Annotated in this window: 12 protein-coding genes; 3 read left to right on the plus strand and 9 right to left on the minus strand. The window is 69.1% G+C overall.

Translation table 11 applies throughout. The features are described from left to right. Positions 1–267 precede the first annotated feature (267 nt). The 3 genes from R2S09_RS10230 (at position 268) to R2S09_RS10240 (ending at position 3,281) form a co-directional block, all read left to right on the plus strand. Positions 268–2,181: an APC family permease gene (locus tag R2S09_RS10230; protein WP_316740727.1), complete on the plus strand. Its 1,914-nt coding sequence runs from the start codon at positions 268–270 to the stop codon at positions 2,179–2,181. A 151-nt stretch (positions 2,182–2,332) separates the two neighbouring features. Beyond that, the gene (locus R2S09_RS10235) at positions 2,333–2,746 is read left to right on the plus strand and encodes a hypothetical protein (RefSeq protein ID WP_316740509.1); all 414 of its coding nucleotides are present in this window, start codon (positions 2,333–2,335) and stop codon (positions 2,744–2,746) included. A 73-nt stretch (positions 2,747–2,819) separates the two neighbouring features. Further along, positions 2,820–3,281 carry a CBS domain-containing protein gene (locus tag R2S09_RS10240; RefSeq protein ID WP_316740510.1) on the plus strand — a complete coding sequence of 154 codons (462 nt, stop codon included), beginning with the start codon at positions 2,820–2,822 and terminating at the stop codon, positions 3,279–3,281. Between the two features lie 190 nt (positions 3,282–3,471). Here the strand turns inward: R2S09_RS10240 and R2S09_RS10245 are convergent, their stop codons facing one another. The 9 genes from R2S09_RS10245 to rpmG all read right to left on the minus strand — a co-directional run bounded on the left by R2S09_RS10245 (position 3,472) and on the right by rpmG (position 14,526). Then, positions 3,472–6,015 (minus strand): DUF4118 domain-containing protein, encoded by a 2,544-nt coding sequence (locus R2S09_RS10245; RefSeq protein WP_306184077.1) that lies wholly within the window; start codon positions 6,013–6,015, stop codon positions 3,472–3,474. 51 nt (positions 6,016–6,066) lie between these two features. Then, a complete protein-coding gene (locus tag R2S09_RS10250) occupies positions 6,067–6,750 on the minus strand; it encodes a response regulator (protein ID WP_316740512.1) in 684 nt (227 codons plus the stop codon). Between the two features lie 114 nt (positions 6,751–6,864). Further along, positions 6,865–7,476, minus strand: coding sequence for a potassium-transporting ATPase subunit KdpC (gene kdpC / locus R2S09_RS10255; protein WP_316740513.1), 612 nt, complete (start codon positions 7,474–7,476; stop codon positions 6,865–6,867). A 5-nt stretch (positions 7,477–7,481) separates the two neighbouring features. Beyond that, positions 7,482–9,635: a potassium-transporting ATPase subunit KdpB gene (gene kdpB, locus R2S09_RS10260; RefSeq protein ID WP_316740514.1), complete on the minus strand. Its 2,154-nt coding sequence runs from the start codon at positions 9,633–9,635 to the stop codon at positions 7,482–7,484. Next, positions 9,635–11,296, minus strand: a complete 1,662-nt coding sequence (kdpA, locus tag R2S09_RS10265) for a potassium-transporting ATPase subunit KdpA (protein WP_316740515.1) — start codon at positions 11,294–11,296, stop codon at positions 9,635–9,637. Before kdpA ends, kdpB begins: the two co-directional genes overlap by 1 nt. Before the next feature lie 8 nt (positions 11,297–11,304). Beyond that, the gene (gene kdpF, locus R2S09_RS10270) at positions 11,305–11,394 is read right to left on the minus strand and encodes a K(+)-transporting ATPase subunit F (protein WP_306184084.1); all 90 of its coding nucleotides are present in this window, start codon (positions 11,392–11,394) and stop codon (positions 11,305–11,307) included. 622 nt (positions 11,395–12,016) lie between these two features. Next, positions 12,017–12,106 (minus strand): K(+)-transporting ATPase subunit F, encoded by a 90-nt coding sequence (gene kdpF / locus R2S09_RS10275; RefSeq protein ID WP_316740516.1) that lies wholly within the window; start codon positions 12,104–12,106, stop codon positions 12,017–12,019. Positions 12,107–12,322: 216 nt separating this feature from the next. Then, a complete protein-coding gene (locus R2S09_RS10280; protein ID WP_316740517.1) occupies positions 12,323–14,185 on the minus strand; it encodes an NAD-binding protein in 1,863 nt (620 codons plus the stop codon). A gap of 188 nt (positions 14,186–14,373) precedes the next feature. Continuing rightward, the gene (gene rpmG / locus R2S09_RS10285) at positions 14,374–14,526 is read right to left on the minus strand and encodes a 50S ribosomal protein L33 (protein ID WP_316740728.1); all 153 of its coding nucleotides are present in this window, start codon (positions 14,524–14,526) and stop codon (positions 14,374–14,376) included. Positions 14,527–14,702: the final 176 nt, after the last annotated feature.

Below are 14,702 nucleotides of genomic sequence, written 5' to 3' on the forward strand. Positions count from 1 at the left end.
ACCGCACCAACCAGCCCTTCCCCATCGTCGGCCCCATGCGACGACGCATGTGCGGTGGGTACAGGACCAGCGGGCCGGACCGCTCGTCCTGCCGGATGCCACCTGGATCTACGCTGGGCTCGCAGCAGGCTCGGACACCGCCGGCCAGCAGGGATAAGGCTGAACGAGGTTTTTAACGCTCCCTTGATGGCTTTCTGATGTGTGTGGCTGCCCAGTCCGGTGATCGCCCTCCTAGCATCGCCAGGTGTGAGGTTGCTGCCCAAACACATGCTTGTCGGCCGTCCCCTGCGAACGACCCAGCTCAGCGAGACCCTGCTGCCCAAGCGGCTCGCCATCCCGGTCTTCTGCAGCGACCCGCTCTCCTCGGTGGCGTACGCGACGGAGGAGATCCTGCTGATCCTGGCCTTCGGCGGTACCCAGCTGTTGCACCTGGCCTGGTACATCGCCGCCGCGATCATCCTTCTGCTGGTCGTCGTGATCTCCTCCTACCGGCAGACCTGCTACGCCTATCCGAACGGCGGCGGCGCCTATGCGGTCAGCACCGACAACCTCGGCCGCACCGCGGCCCTGACGGCGGCCAGCGCCCTGCTGGTGGACTACGTCCTGACCGTCGCCGTCTCAGTGGTCGCCGGAGTCGCCGCCATCACCTCGGCCGCGCCCTCGCTGTCGAAATACGCGGTCGAGCTTTCCGTGGCCGCGGTCGCCCTGCTGACGCTGATGAACCTGCGCGGGGTGAAGGAGTCCGGGCGGATCTTCGCCATCCCCACCTACGGCTTCGTGGTCGGCATTTACGCGATGTTCGCCTTCGCCGCGGTGCGCCTGGCCACCGGGCAGACGATCCGAGCCGAGTCGGCCCACCTGTCGATCCACGCCACCGGCACCTACGCCGGCCTGGCCCTGGTCTTTCTCGGCATGCGAGCCTTCGCCTCCGGCTGTACCGCGCTGACCGGTGTGGAGGCGATCAGCAACGGCGTGCCCGCTTTCCGCAAGCCCAAGAGCCACAACGCGGCGATGTCGCTGGCCATCATGGGCCTGATGTCGATCACCATGTTCGCCGGCATCACCGTCCTGGCGCTGCTCTACCACGTGCACGTCGCCGACAGCCCGACCGAGCTGGGACTGCCCGCCTACGCCTCGACGCCGACGGCGCTCGCCCAGATCGCCAAGGCGTCCTTCGGCAACGCCAGTTTCCTCTTCTACTACGTGCAGGCGTTCACCGCGGGCATTCTGATCCTGGCCGCCAACACCGCCTTCAACGGCTTCCCTCTGCTCGCCTCCCTGCTGGCCCAGCACCGCTTCCTGCCCCGCCAACTGCACAACCGCGGGGACCGGCTGGTCTTCTCCAACGGCATCATCCTGCTGGCGCTCGCCGCGATCGGACTGATCATCGCCTTCGACGCCGACGTCTCCTCGATCATCCAGCTCTACATCGTCGGCGTGTTCGTTTCCTTCACGCTGTCCCAGGCCGGCATGGTCAAGCACTGGAGCAAGGAGCTCGGCGAGACGACCGACCCGTCCGCCCGGCGCCGTATCCGCCGCTCGCAGGCCATCAACGCCACCGGTGCCTTCTTCACCGGCGTTGTGCTGATCATCGTGCTGGCGACGAAGTTCCTGCATGGCGCCTGGATCGTCACGATCGCCATGCCGCTGCTGTTCCTCGCCATGCAGCGTATCCGCCGCCACTACGACCGCGTCTCGAAGGAACTGGCCGTCGCCCCGGCAGCCGGAGCCCAGCCGCCCTCCCGCAACCGCGCGATCGTGCTGGTCTCCCAGATCCACGCCCCCACGCTGCGTGCCCTTGGTTACGCGCGGTCCACGCGCCCGCACACGATCGAGGCGCTCAACGTGTCCGTCGAGCCGCACGAGAGCGACCAGCTGCGACGCCAGTGGGACGAGTACGCCCTGGACGTACCGCTGGTGGTGCTGGACTCCCCCTACCGGGAGGTGACCCGGCCGGTCCTCGACTACGTCCGCCGGATCCGCCGCGAGAGCCCCCGCGACGTCGTCACCGTGATCATCCCCGAGTATGTGCTGGGTCGATGGTGGGAGCAGTTGCTGCACAACCAGAGCGCCCTGCGCCTGAAGACACGCCTTCTCTTCATGCCCGGTGTGATGGTCACCAGCGTCCCCTACCAGCTCGACGCCGCCCTCCCCCAGCCGGGTGAGACCGAGGTGCAGTGACCGGCGACCGCGGCGCCCTGTCGTACGGATCGCGTCAATGTGCCGTACAGGCTCCATCAAGGATGTCCGCGACTCGTGGCCAACGCCGAGGCCACGTGCGTTGCTGAGCTGGGAGCACTTCGCACGGGGCCGACGATCGAGGAGGGCGGTCATGGTGGAGTGGCGGACGCTGCGCACCACACCCGTCCGGCCGGTGCCCGAGCCGATCGCGACACCGTTCGTCTGGGCGGCGACCTTTGCAGGCTGCTTGCTCCTGATGGCCGTGCTCAGCGCGGCCGGGGCTCCGCCCAGCCCGTCAGTCATGCTCATCGCGCTGGGCGCATGGGCCATGCTGCTGGGTCTGCCGGCCCGCTTCCGCGCCGCACCCGGCATCGCCGTGGTGTGCTGGCTGTTTCTCAACGACTACGCCGTCACACCCCGCGGCCAACTCGCCTGGCAGGGCGATCGTGACATCATCCGGCTGCTTCTGCTGCTGGCCGCCGCGGTCCTCGGCACCGTCATCGCGCGGATCACCAACGCGATCGGCGCCCACCATCACGTCACCCCCGGTCACGATATGGAGTGACGCGGGGGCGCGGGCCATCCGTGCCGGTTGCCGCACAATGGCAGCGGTATACGAAGCGGAACGGGAGCCGACCGTGCGGGCACGTGACCTGGCAGTGGAGTACGAGACCGTGAGCGTCGACACCGACGCGACGACGGCGGCCCGGCTGATGGCCGAGCACCGGCTGCCCGCCCTGCTGGTCGTTGACCACACCGGCGCTCCGAAAGCCATCCTGCCCGCATCACAGATGATCAAGATCCTGGTGCCCGGGTACGTCATCGAGGACCCCACACTGGCCGCCGTGGTCGACGAACGCCACGCCGACCGGCTGTGCCAGGCACTCAAGGGCCGCACCGTCCACGACTGCCTGTCGCAGAGCGTTCCCCCTCCCCCCATCGCCCCACCCGACGCGACCGCCCTCCAAGTCGCGGCACTCATGGCACAGGTCCGCAGCCCCCTCGTCGCAGTCGCGGAGAAGGACACGACCGGTACACGACTCCTGGGCGTGATCACCGCCTCCCACCTGCTGGAACGGCTTCTCGTGGCCGCTTCATGACGGCGGCATCGCTCCTGGCACCTGCGATCTTCATAGCCGTCTTTACGGCTGTCGCCGTGCATCGCGCCCGGACTTCCACCTCATGAGCGCGGCAGCCCGACGGGGGTCGGTGATCAGATCGGTTTCGATGCCCGACCGCCGCGTAGCCGCCCCCCTCGTCCGTCACGGCCTGTGGCTGTTCGGCAGGTACCTACGAGGGAGCCGTGGCGGAGATGTCCGAAGTCTCCGGTGAATGGCCTGACGCGGGAACGTTGAGGACCATGGTGAGGCCGCCGCCGGGGGTGTCCTCGGCGCGCAGGGTGCAGCCCATGGCCTCGGCGAAGCCGCGGGCGACGGCGAGGCCGAGGCCGACGCCGTTGCCGCTCGGGGCGTCGCCGTAGCGCTGGAAGGGCTCGAAGACGCGGTCCTTGGCCTCGTCGGGGATGCCGGGGCCGCGGTCCACGATGCGGATCTCGACCCGGTCGCCCAGGGCGCTGCCGGAGACGAGGACCGGTTCGTCGGCGGGGCTGTACTTCACCGCGTTCTCCACGACGTTGGCGACGACTCGCTCCAGCAGGCCCTTGTCCACGGCGACCATGGGCAGGGTCTCCGGAACGTCCAGGTCCACGCTGTCCTCGGGAACGCCGGCCAGGGCCATGGGGACGAACTCGTCCACGTCCACCTCGCGGATCACCGGTGCCACGGTCCCGGTCTGGAGCCGGGACATGTCCAGCAGGTTGCCGACCAGGTGGTCGAGGCGGTCGCACCCCTCCTCGATGCCTGCGAGGAGTTCGGCCTGGTCCTCCTCCGACCAGGCCACGTCGTCCGACCGCAGTGAGGTGACGGACGCCTTGATGCCGGCCAGCGGGGTGCGCAGGTCGTGGCTGACCGCGGCGAGCAGCGCGGTGCGCATCCGGTTCCCCTCGGCCAGCACCTTGGCCCGGTCGGCCTCCTCCTGAAGACGCTGGCGGTCCACGACCACGGCCGCCTGCGCCGCGAACGCGGCCAGCACCCGGCGGTCCTCCGCCGGCAGCACCCGGCCGGAGAGGGCCAGTGTCATGTGGTCGCCGGCCGGCACGTCCACGTCGGCGTCCTCGGGACGTTCGATGGCGGGGCCCAGGCCCATCCTGCCCGCCACTGTCCAGGGTGCGGCGTCGTTCTCGCGCTCCAGCAGGGCCGCGGATTCCATGGCGAACGTCTCGCGGACCCGTTCGAGAAGGGCCTCCAGGCTGGTCTCACCGCGCAGCACGTTACCGGCCAGGAAGGAGAGGATCTCCGACTCGGCGCGCAGCCGGGCCGCCTGGTGGGTGCGGCGGGCGGCCAGGTCGACGACGGAGGCCACCGACACGGCGACCGCCACGAAGATCACCAAGGCGAGGATGTTCTTGGGGTCGGCGATCGTGATGCGGTGCACCGGCGGGGTGAAGTACCAGTTGAGAAGCATGGACCCGAACGCCGCCGAGGCCAGTGCCGGCAGCAGCCCGCCGAGCAGGGCCGCCGCCACCGTCAGGGTCAGGAACAACAGCATGTCGTTCGTGAGGCCGAGGTCGGCGTCGATGTGGGTCAGCAGCAGCGTCAGCAGCATCGGTCCCGCGATGCCCGTGAGCCAGCCGCAGATGATGCGGGAGCGGCCCAGGCGGGCACCGCGGGCGATGGGCAGTCCGCGGCCCTTGCCCGCCTCGTCGTGGGTGATGAGGTGGACGTCGAGGTCGGGACCGGAGTCCCGGGCGACACTCGCGCCGACGCCGGGCCCGAAGACGTACTGCCAGCTCTTGCGGCGGGAGACGCCGAGGACGATCTGGGTCGCGTTCGCCCCTCGGGCGAAGGCGAGAAGCGCCGCGGGGACGTCGTCGCCGACGACCTGGTGGAAGGTTCCGCCCAGGTCCTCCACCAGCGTGCGCTGGACGGCCAGTTCCTTGGGCGAGGCGGAGGTCAGTCCGTCGCTGCGGGCCACGTACACCGCCAGTACCTCGCCACCGGCACCCTTCTCGGCCAGCCGGGCCGCCCGCCGGATCAGGGTTCGCCCCTCCGGACCACCGGTCAGCCCGACGACGATGCGCTCCCTCGACCCCCAGATCTTCGAGACGCGGTGCTCGCTGCGGTACTGCTTGAGGTACTGGTCGACCCGGTCGGCCACCCACAGCAGCGCCAGTTCCCGCAAGGCGGTGAGATTGCCCGGCCGGAAGTAGTTGGACAGGGCCGCGTCGACCTTGTCCGGCTTGTAGATGTTGCCGTGCGCCATGCGGCGGCGCAGTGCCTCCGGTGACATGTCGACCAGCTCGATCTGGTCGGCACGGCGTACGACTTCGTCGGGGACCGTTTCCTGCTGCCGTATCCCGGTGATCGAATCCACGACGTCACCGAGGGACTCCAGGTGCTGGATGTTGACGGTCGTGATCACGTCGATCCCGGCCGCCAGGAGTTCCTCGACGTCCTGCCAGCGCTTGGTGTTGCGGGAGCCGGGGATGTTGGTGTGCGCCAGTTCGTCCACCAGCGCCACCTGCGGCTTGCGGGCCAGCACCGCGTCGACGTCCATCTCGGTGAACAGCGCGTCCCGGTACTCCAGCTGCTTGCGGGGTACCTGCTCCAGGCCGTGCAGCATCACCTCGGTACGCGGCCGGTCGTGGTGCTCGACGAACGCCACCACGCAGTCCGTGCCCCGCTCGACGCGCCGGTGCGCCTCGGACAGCATTGCGTAGGTCTTGCCGACGCCCGGTGCCGCGCCGAGGTAGATGCGAAGCTTGCCTCGTGCCATGTCAGTGGTCTCTTGGTCTCTGCTCGTAGCTTCGGCCGCTGCCCGGGCCCGTCATGCCTCGAATCGGTAGCCCATGCCCGGCTCGGTGATCAAGTAGCGGGGGTGTGCGGGGTCCGCTTCCAGTTTGCGGCGCAGCTGGGCCATGTAGACGCGCAGGTAGTTGCTCTTGTTGCTCTGGGAGACGCCCCAGACCTCCTGCAGCAGCTGTTTCTGGGTGACGAGCCGGCCGGGATGGGTGATCAGGATCTCCAGCAGGTGCCACTCGGTGGGGGTGAGCCGCACGTCCCGGCCGCCCCGGGTTGCCTTCTTCGCCAGCAGGTCGATGGCGAACTCGTCTGTCTTGACGAGTGTGGTCTCGGAGACGAGCGGACTCTCTTCGGTACGGCGGACGCAGGCCCGCAGCCGCGCCATGAGTTCGTCCATGCTGAACGGTTTGGTGATGTAGTCGTCCGCTCCCGCGTCGAGTGCAGCGACCTTCTCGTCCGAGGAACGGCGCGCGGACAGCACAAGGATCGGGACGCGCGTCCAGCCGCGCAGGGCCTTGATCACATCCACGCCGTCCATGTCGGGCAGCCCGAGGTCGAGTATCACCACGTCCGGCCGGCGGGCGGCGGCCAGCCGAAGGGCGGTGGCACCGTCGGGCGCCGCGTCGACGCCGTACTGCCTGGCCTGCATGTTGATCAGGAGAGCCCGTACGAGCTGCGGGTCGTCCTCCACCACCAGCACCCGGGTCATCGGTGTGCGGCCTTCCTCTCGTAGGCGGGATCAGAGGTGTGGGGACGGCGGCGGGAGCCGGCGGACCGGAGGTTCCGGTTCGCCGGCTCCCAGCCGACCCGGTCCACAACCCCATTACTTCCGGGTCAGTTCCTTGAGCGCGATGTTGAGCCGCAGGACGTTCACGCGCGGCTCGCCCATGAAGCCGAGCGTGCGGCCCGTCGTGTGGTCCTCGACCAGCTTCCGCACCTGCGCGGCTGGCAGTCCGTTGGCCTTGGCCACGCGGTTGACCTGGAGGTCCGCGTACTCCTTGGAGATGTCCGGGTCGATGGCGGAGGCCGATCCGGTGACCGCGTCGGCGGGCACCTTCGACTCCGGGACACCGTTGAAGTCGGCAACCTGCTTCTTGGCTGCCTTGACGTTCTTCACGAGCGTCGGGTCGCCGGCACCCAGCTGGCTGGAGCCGGTGGTCAGCGGGTCGTAGTCGCTGTTGGACGGACGCCCCTGGAACCACTTCGGGTCCGGCTTGTGAGTGCCCTTGATGTTCCAGCTCTGGCCGATCAGCGTTGAGCCGACCTCGTTGCCGTCGACCTTGACGATCGAGCCGTTGGCCTTGTCGTGGAAGGCCGCCTGGCCGATACCGGTGACCACGAGCGGATAGACGATGCCGGTCACGACGGTGAGGACGAGCAGCATGCGCAGCGCGGCCCACGCCATGCGCGCGGAGTTCGCGAATGTGGTGTTCATGTCCTTCACCCGATCCCGGGGATCAGAGAGATGAGCAGGTCGATGATCTTGATGCCGATGAAGGGAGCGACCAGGCCGCCGAGGCCGTAGATGCCGAGGTTGCGGCGGAGCATCTTGTCCGCGCTGACCGGCTTGTACTGCACGCCCTTCAGTGCGAGTGGCACCAGCGCGATGATGATCAGCGCGTTGAAGATCACCGCGGACAGGATCGCGGAGTCGGGCGAGGACAGGTGCATGATGTTCAGCTTGTCCAGGCCCGGGTAGACCGCCGCGAACAGCGCCGGGATGATCGCGAAGTACTTCGCCACGTCGTTGGCTATGGAGAAGGTCGTCAACGCACCCCGGGTGATGAGGAGTTGCTTGCCGATCTCCACGATCTCGATGAGCTTGGTCGGGTTGGAGTCGAGGTCGACCATGTTGCCGGCCTCCTTGGCGGCCGACGTACCGGTGTTCATCGCCACGCCGACGTCGGCCTGCGCGAGGGCCGGTGCGTCGTTGGTGCCGTCACCGGTCATCGCGACCAGCTTGCCGCCCGCCTGCTCCCTCTTGATCAGCGCCATCTTGTCCTCGGGAGTGGCCTCGGCGAGGAAGTCGTCGACGCCCGCCTCCTCGGCGATCGCCTTCGCGGTCAGCGGGTTGTCACCCGTGATCATGACCGTCTTGATGCCCATGCGGCGCAGCTCCTCGAACCGCTCCCGCATGCCCTCCTTGACGATGTCCTTCAGGTGGATGACACCCAGCACCCGGGCGCCCTCGCCGTCCTTCACGGCCACCAGCAGCGGCGTACCGCCCGCCTCGGAGATCCGGTTCGCCATGGCGTCCGCGTCCCCGGCGACCGTGCCGCCCTGCTCCTTCACCCAGGCGATGACCGAGGCCGTGGCGCCCTTGCGGACCTTGCGGCCGTCCACGTCCACACCCGACATACGGGTCTGCGCGGTGAACTCGACCCACTCCGCGTGCGCCAGCTCGCCCTGGTGCCGCTCGCGCAGCCCGTACTTCTCCTTGGCGAGGACGACGACGGAACGGCCCTCGGGGGTCTCGTCGGCCAGCGAGGACAGCTGGGCCGCGTCGGCCACCTCCGCCTCCGTCGTACCGCGCACCGGCACGAACTCGGACGCCTGCCGGTTGCCGAGGGTGATGGTGCCGGTCTTGTCCAGCAGCAGGGTGGAGACGTCACCGGCGGCCTCGACCGCACGCCCCGACATGGCCAGCACGTTGCGCTGCACCAGCCGGTCCATGCCGGCGATGCCGATCGCGGAGAGCAGCGCGCCGATGGTGGTCGGGATCAGGCAGACCAGCAGGGCCACCAGCACGACCATGCCCAGCTCGGAGCCGGCGTAGTCCGCGAACGGCGGCAGAGTCGACACCGCCAGCAGGAAGACGATCGTCAGGGACGCCAGCAGGATGTTCAGGGCGATCTCGTTCGGCGTCTTCTGCCGGGCCGCGCCCTCGACGAGGTTGATCATCCGGTCGATGAAGGTCTCACCGGGCTTCGTCGTGATCCTGATGACGATCCGGTCGGAGAGCACCTTCGTACCGCCGGTCACCGCGGAGCGGTCACCGCCGGACTCGCGGATGACCGGTGCCGACTCACCGGTGATCGCCGACTCGTCCACCGACGCGACACCCTCGACGACGTCGCCGTCACCGGGGATGATGTCGCCGGCCTCGCAGACCACCAGATCGCCGATGGTCAGCTCGGTGCCCGGCACCCGCTCCTCGGTCCTGCCGTCCTTGGACAGCCGCCGTGCCACGGTGTCGGTCTTGGCCTTGCGCAGGGTGTCCGCCTGGGCCTTGCCGCGGCCCTCGGCGACCGCCTCCGCCAGATTGGCGAAGATCACCGTCAGCCACAGCCAGGCACTGATCGTCCATCCGAACCAGTCGGACGGGTCCTTGAAGGAGAAGACCGTCGTCAGGACGGATCCGACGAGGACGACGAACATCACGGGCGACTTGACCATCACCCGCGGGTCGAGCTTGCGGAAGGCGTCCGGCAGCGACTTGACCAGCTGCTTGGGGTCGAACAGTCCTCCGCCGACCCGCCCGTCGGGCTTGTGCCCGGTGGGCGCGTCCTGGTGGGGCGCGAGGGTGGGAGTGGACGTGGGGGTGGACATCGAGTCCTGCTTCTTTACGTCGGTTTTCTCAGTGTCGGTCGTCATCACGCCAGCCCTTCGGCGAGCGGGCCCAGCGCCAGGGCCGGGAAGAACGTGAGGCCGGTGATGATCAGGATCGCGCCCACCAGCAGGCCGGTGAACATCGGCTTCTCGGTGCGCAGCGTGCCTGCCGTGACCGGGACGGGCTTCTGCTCGGCCAGCGAGCCGGCCAGCGCCAGCACGAACACCATCGGCAGGAAGCGGCCCAGCAGCATGCAGAAGCCCAGCATCGTGTTGTGGTACTCGGTGTTCGCGCCGAAGCCGGCGAACGCGGAGCCGTTGTTGTTCGACGCGGAGGTGTAGGCGTACAGCACCTCGGAGAAGCCGTGCGCGCCCACGTTCGTCATCGAGGACTGGCCCTTGCCCAGCGCCATCGCCAGCGCGGTGCCGACGAGGACCAGGGCCGGGGTGATCAGGATGTAGGCAGCGGCCAGCTTGATCTCGCGGGAGCCGATCTTCTTGCCCAGGTACTCGGGCGTGCGGCCGACCATCAGTCCGGCGATGAACACCGCGATGATCGCCATGATCAGCATGCCGTACAGGCCGGAGCCGACGCCGCCCGGCGCGATCTCGCCCAGCATCATGCCCAGCAGCAGCACACCGCCGGACAGACCGCTGAAGGAGTCGTGGAAGGAGTCCACCGAACCCGTCGACGTCATCGTGGTCGACACGGCGAAGAGCGAGGAGTTGCCCTCACCGAACCGCTGCTCCTTGCCCTCCATCGCGCCGCCCGCCAGCTGCGAGGCGGTGCCCGGGTGGGCGTACTCGATCCAGGTCACGGCGACCACGGCGAGGAACCAGATGACGCCCATCGCGGCGACGATCGCATAGCCCTGCTTCACCGAGCCGACCATCCTGCCGAAGGTGCGCGGCAGCGAGAACGGGATCACCAGCAGCAGGAAGATCTCCAGCAGGTTGGTGAAGCCGTTGGGGTTCTCGAACGGATGCGAGGAGTTGGCGTTGAAGAAGCCGCCACCGTTGGTGCCCAGGTCCTTGATGGCCTCCTGGGAGGCGACCGCACCCGGGCTGATCGCCTGCTTGTCACCCGTGAGCGTGGTGATCGTGTGGATGTCGCCGAAGTTCTGGATGGCACCGCAGGCGATCAGGACCACGGCCGCGATCACGGAGACCGGGATCAGGATGCGGATGGTGCCGCGCACCAGGTCGGCCCAGAAGTTGCCCAGCTCACCCGTGCGCGAGCGACTGAAGCCACGCACCAGCGCCACCGCGACGGCGATGCCCACCGCGGCGGAGACGAAGTTCTGCACGGCCAGACCCATGGTCTGGGTGACGTGGCTCATCGCCGCCTCGCCCGAGTACGACTGCCAGTTCGTGTTGGACACGAAGGAGGCGGCGGTGTTGAACGCCTGGTCCGGGCTGATCGGCTTGAAGCCGAGGGACAGCGGCAGCTTGTCCTGCACCCGCTGAAGCAGGTAGAGGAACAGCACGCTCACCCCGGAGAAGAACAGCACTCCGCGCAGATAGGCGGGCCAGCGCATCTCGGCGTCCGGATTGGCGCCCACCGCACGGTAGATCCAGCGCTCGACGCGCAGGTGCTTCTGGGACTGGAAAACGGCGGCCATGTAGTCGCCGAGGGGACGGTGCACGAGCGCGAGCGCGCCGATCAGCGCGATCACGAAGAGCACATCAGCAAGTACGGGACCCATGTGTGCTCTCAGAACCTCTCCGGGAGGACGAGGGCGAGGACGAGGTAACCCAACAGGGCGACGGCCACGACCAGGCCGACGATGTTCTCGGCGGTCACAGCTTCGTCACCCCCCGGGCGACGAGAGCCACCAGCGCGAATGCCGCAATGATGGCGATGACGAAGGCCACGTCGGCCATCGTGAACTCCTGGATGAGGTTCGAAACGAGATCGGACCCCTACAGGGAACCTGCCATTCGGCCGGATTCCATGCCCCTTAACAGCCCTCATACGGAGAGGCCGACGGCTTTGACGCACCTTTTACGGCGCGCCGCACCCCACCCCGCGGTTGACCACGAAGTTCGTGGGACGGGTCACTCTTTCGGTCAGCTGCTGCCGGACGTGTTCGACGACGATGCCGGCCGGCGTGGTGGTCCGGGCGAGGTCGGCCGTCTCGTGGACGACAGCGAAGGTGTTCGGGCGTCGGTCCCCGTCACCACCTCCAGGCGCCGGGCGCGGGCGGCCGGTTGGGAGACGATCAGGCCGACGGCCGGGAGCGGCACGGCCGTTTCGACGTCGTCCGTGTTCGTCATGGTGAACCGCTCGTACGGGCGGCTGAGAAAGGGGTCGGACCAGGCCGCCGCCGACAACGCCACGGCATCCGGTAGGCCTTGCCCACTTCGGGGGCGGCCGCGAGCCAGACCTTCAGCCGCCCCGGCCGTACGTCATTCGTCGGGCCGTCTCAGAACCTCTCCGGGAACTTGACCGCCAGGACGAGGTACCCGACCAGACCGACCGCGACGATCACTCCCACGATGTGTTGGGCACTCACCGATGTTCAGCTCCTCCAGCTCCCTGGCGGCGTCCTGTTGTGCGCCGCACCCGGCTGTTTCCCCCACCGAAGCGGTTCCACCGCCGGCCGGGGACCTGTTGTGACGGATCTCTGACGCCGCTCACGTGGACTTCGGCGCTGCTTTGACGAGGTGGCGCCCGAGTACGGATCGCACCGTGGGTCGGGAGACGGCGGCACATCGCGGCGCCGGTCGTTTCAGGGGCGGGGCTGTCGTCCGAGCAACTCGGCGAGCCCCCTCCGGGTGACCGCGAGGACGACCCGGTCCTGGGGGCGAAGGACATAGCCGGGATGGAGGTCCCAGACGAGGTCCCTGGCACGGCCACGAGGCCGGGGTGTCGTGGCCAGGTCGGGCAGGCGTTCCCCGGGCGCGGCGGTGTCCAGGGCGATCACCCGCCAGGCCCCGGGCCGGAACGCCTCGGCGATCGTACGGCCTTCCAGCTGGGGGTGGCCGGCCACGTCGAGCGCCGAGAAGAGAAGGACCGTGCGCTCGACCGGTATGGCGCCCAGGACCTGCCGGCCCATCATCGCTCCCGCGAAGGCGGGCGCGGCCAGGTGGGAGACGCTGCGGCTGCGTGTCACGGCGTGTGGATGCGCGGCCCGCAGCGTGCGATAGACGGCACTGGCAAAGTCGTCATCGTGAAGACGCAGGGACACCCGCAGACCGGGATGATCGGAGCGGGCGTGGAGCGCGGCTTCGAGGTTGGTGGTGTCGGAGCTGGTGAGCGCCAGCAGGGCCTGAGCCCGATGGACGCGGGCCGTCTCCAGGACGGCCTCCTGGGTGATGTCACCGACGATGACGGGCACCCGCAGGCGGCGGGCCACCGCTATGCCGCGAGCCTCGGGATTCCTCTCCACACACACCACCGGGATGGCGAGGTCGGCCAGCTGCGCCAGGACCCGGGTGCCCACCTTGCCCAGACCGAGCAGCACCACATGGCCGGACATCCGGCGCGGCACGCGCCCGAGAGAACTGGCGGCCCGGAAGGTGCCCAGGGCCTCCAGGAGGCCCGCGACGAGGACCGGCAGGAGCAGCAGCCCGGCGAAACCGGAGAGGATCTGCAGGATCTGCCGGGTGGCCGACGCGCCGACGGCAGGGTCGTTGATGGCGAAGATGTCGAGCAGCGTCATATAGGCGGCGTGCAGGGGATGGTCGCCTAGAGCGATCGTGGAGGCGAGGGTGAGGGCGACGACCGCGGCCCCCATACCGCCGATCGACCACCACAGTCGGCGCGAGAAGATCGAGGTCAAGGGCGCCGCGGCCAGTCGGCGGACGGGTGCGGGCGAACCCGCGTGGGCGACGGTCTCCAGAGCGATGGTGCCGCGGCCCGTCGCCGCGGCGACCTCCCGGTCGTCCGGCAGCAGCCGCGGCCCGTCCGCCCCACTGCCCTCCGCTCCCTCGTTGCCCGCCGGATCACCGGTGGTGGACGACAGGAGCGCCAGAGTGCACAGCCCCGGGGCCGGTACCACGCCGCGGCCCGGCGGAGCGTGCTCGACCGCCCGCAGCAGCAGTCCGTCCGCCTGGACGACCTTGCTGGTCCCCGCGACGGCGGTCGCGGCGAGCGCGGGCGCGGCGGTGTCCGCGTCCGACAGGACGGTGGTGGAGGTGTCCAGTTCCTCGGGGTCCACGCCCGGCGTGGCCTGGTCGAGCAGCTGGGCCAGGTGTTCGCCGAGCCTGCGGTTGTACAGCCGGACGACCAGGCGGAGGCGTGGGTTGAGCCGGCGCGCGGCAAGTGCCGTACGGATGTTGGTCTCGTCGTTCTCGTACACCAGCGCCAGGGCACTCGCGCCGGCGAGACCCGCCTCGGCCAGGACCGTGTCGTCCGGGGCCGTCTCCGGCAGCACGCGAATCTCCTGCACTGCCGCCGGGGCACCGCCTTCGGGTACACGTGCCCTGGCTCTCGGGACGCGTGTGAGCACGGCCGACGCCAGCGCCGCCGCGCGGCCCGGTCGGCCGACGCCGTCCGTTCCGGGTACGACGAGTGTGACCTGTTCGCGGTAGACGTCCCGGAGTTCTGCCGCCAGGCGTTGGGCGAGCGCGTCGTCACCGCAGACGACCATGTGACCGGTGGTCGGCGCGGGTTGAGGGTGACCAGGTAGGAAAATCACGTGTCACAGACTGCCGCAAAGGACCGTGGGGGTCTCTCACGGCAGTCGCGTGACGTCGTTGGGCGCCCTTCTCATGGGCCTTCACCCGGCCGTGCAGGGACTCTTCTGCCTCGGCATCGCTCCGGAGCTGTCCTGGGGTTTCAGCGCTCCTCACGGAAGTCGACGTGACGGCCGACGACCGGGTCGTACTTGCGCGGCGTCAGCCGGTCGGGGTCGTTACGGCGGTTCTTGCGAGTCACGTAGGTGTAGCCGGTGCCGGCGGTGGATCTCAGACCGCATGCTGTGGGCCACAGCCGGTCGAGGTCGACGAGAACTCGGCATCGACGTCCTGCCCTCCGCCCGCCTCGTCGGCCCGACCGTGACGACGACGCCCCCGCCCGTTCCCGCGTGCAGCTCTCCGACGCTTCGCGATCATGCCGGCCGGTTCCACGGCGTCGAAGGAGCCCGCGCGGGAAAGCCGCGCTCCGTG

This window comes from Streptomyces sp. MK7 (genome assembly GCF_032658145.1).
GTDB lineage: Bacteria > Actinomycetota > Actinomycetes > Streptomycetales > Streptomycetaceae > Streptomyces > Streptomyces spiralis.

What these genes read in the sequence shown, in the direction of transcription:
- R2S09_RS10230 (WP_316740727.1), top strand. Translation starts at nt 268, where the DNA reads ATGCTTGTCGGCCGTCCCCTGCGAACGACCCAGCTCAGCGAGACCCTG.
- R2S09_RS10235 (WP_316740509.1), top strand. Translation starts at nt 2,333, where the DNA reads ATGGTGGAGTGGCGGACGCTGCGCACCACACCCGTCCGGCCGGTGCCC.
- R2S09_RS10245 (WP_306184077.1), bottom strand. Translation starts at nt 6,015, where the DNA reads ATGGCACGAGGCAAGCTTCGCATCTACCTCGGCGCGGCACCGGGCGTC.
- R2S09_RS10250 (WP_316740512.1), bottom strand. Translation starts at nt 6,750, where the DNA reads ATGACCCGGGTGCTGGTGGTGGAGGACGACCCGCAGCTCGTACGGGCT.
- kdpC (WP_316740513.1), bottom strand. Translation starts at nt 7,476, where the DNA reads ATGAACACCACATTCGCGAACTCCGCGCGCATGGCGTGGGCCGCGCTG.
- kdpB (WP_316740514.1), bottom strand. Translation starts at nt 9,635, where the DNA reads ATGACGACCGACACTGAGAAAACCGACGTAAAGAAGCAGGACTCGATG.
- kdpA (WP_316740515.1), bottom strand. Translation starts at nt 11,296, where the DNA reads ATGGGTCCCGTACTTGCTGATGTGCTCTTCGTGATCGCGCTGATCGGC.
- R2S09_RS10280 (WP_316740517.1), bottom strand. Translation starts at nt 14,185, where the DNA reads ATGGTCGTCTGCGGTGACGACGCGCTCGCCCAACGCCTGGCGGCAGAA.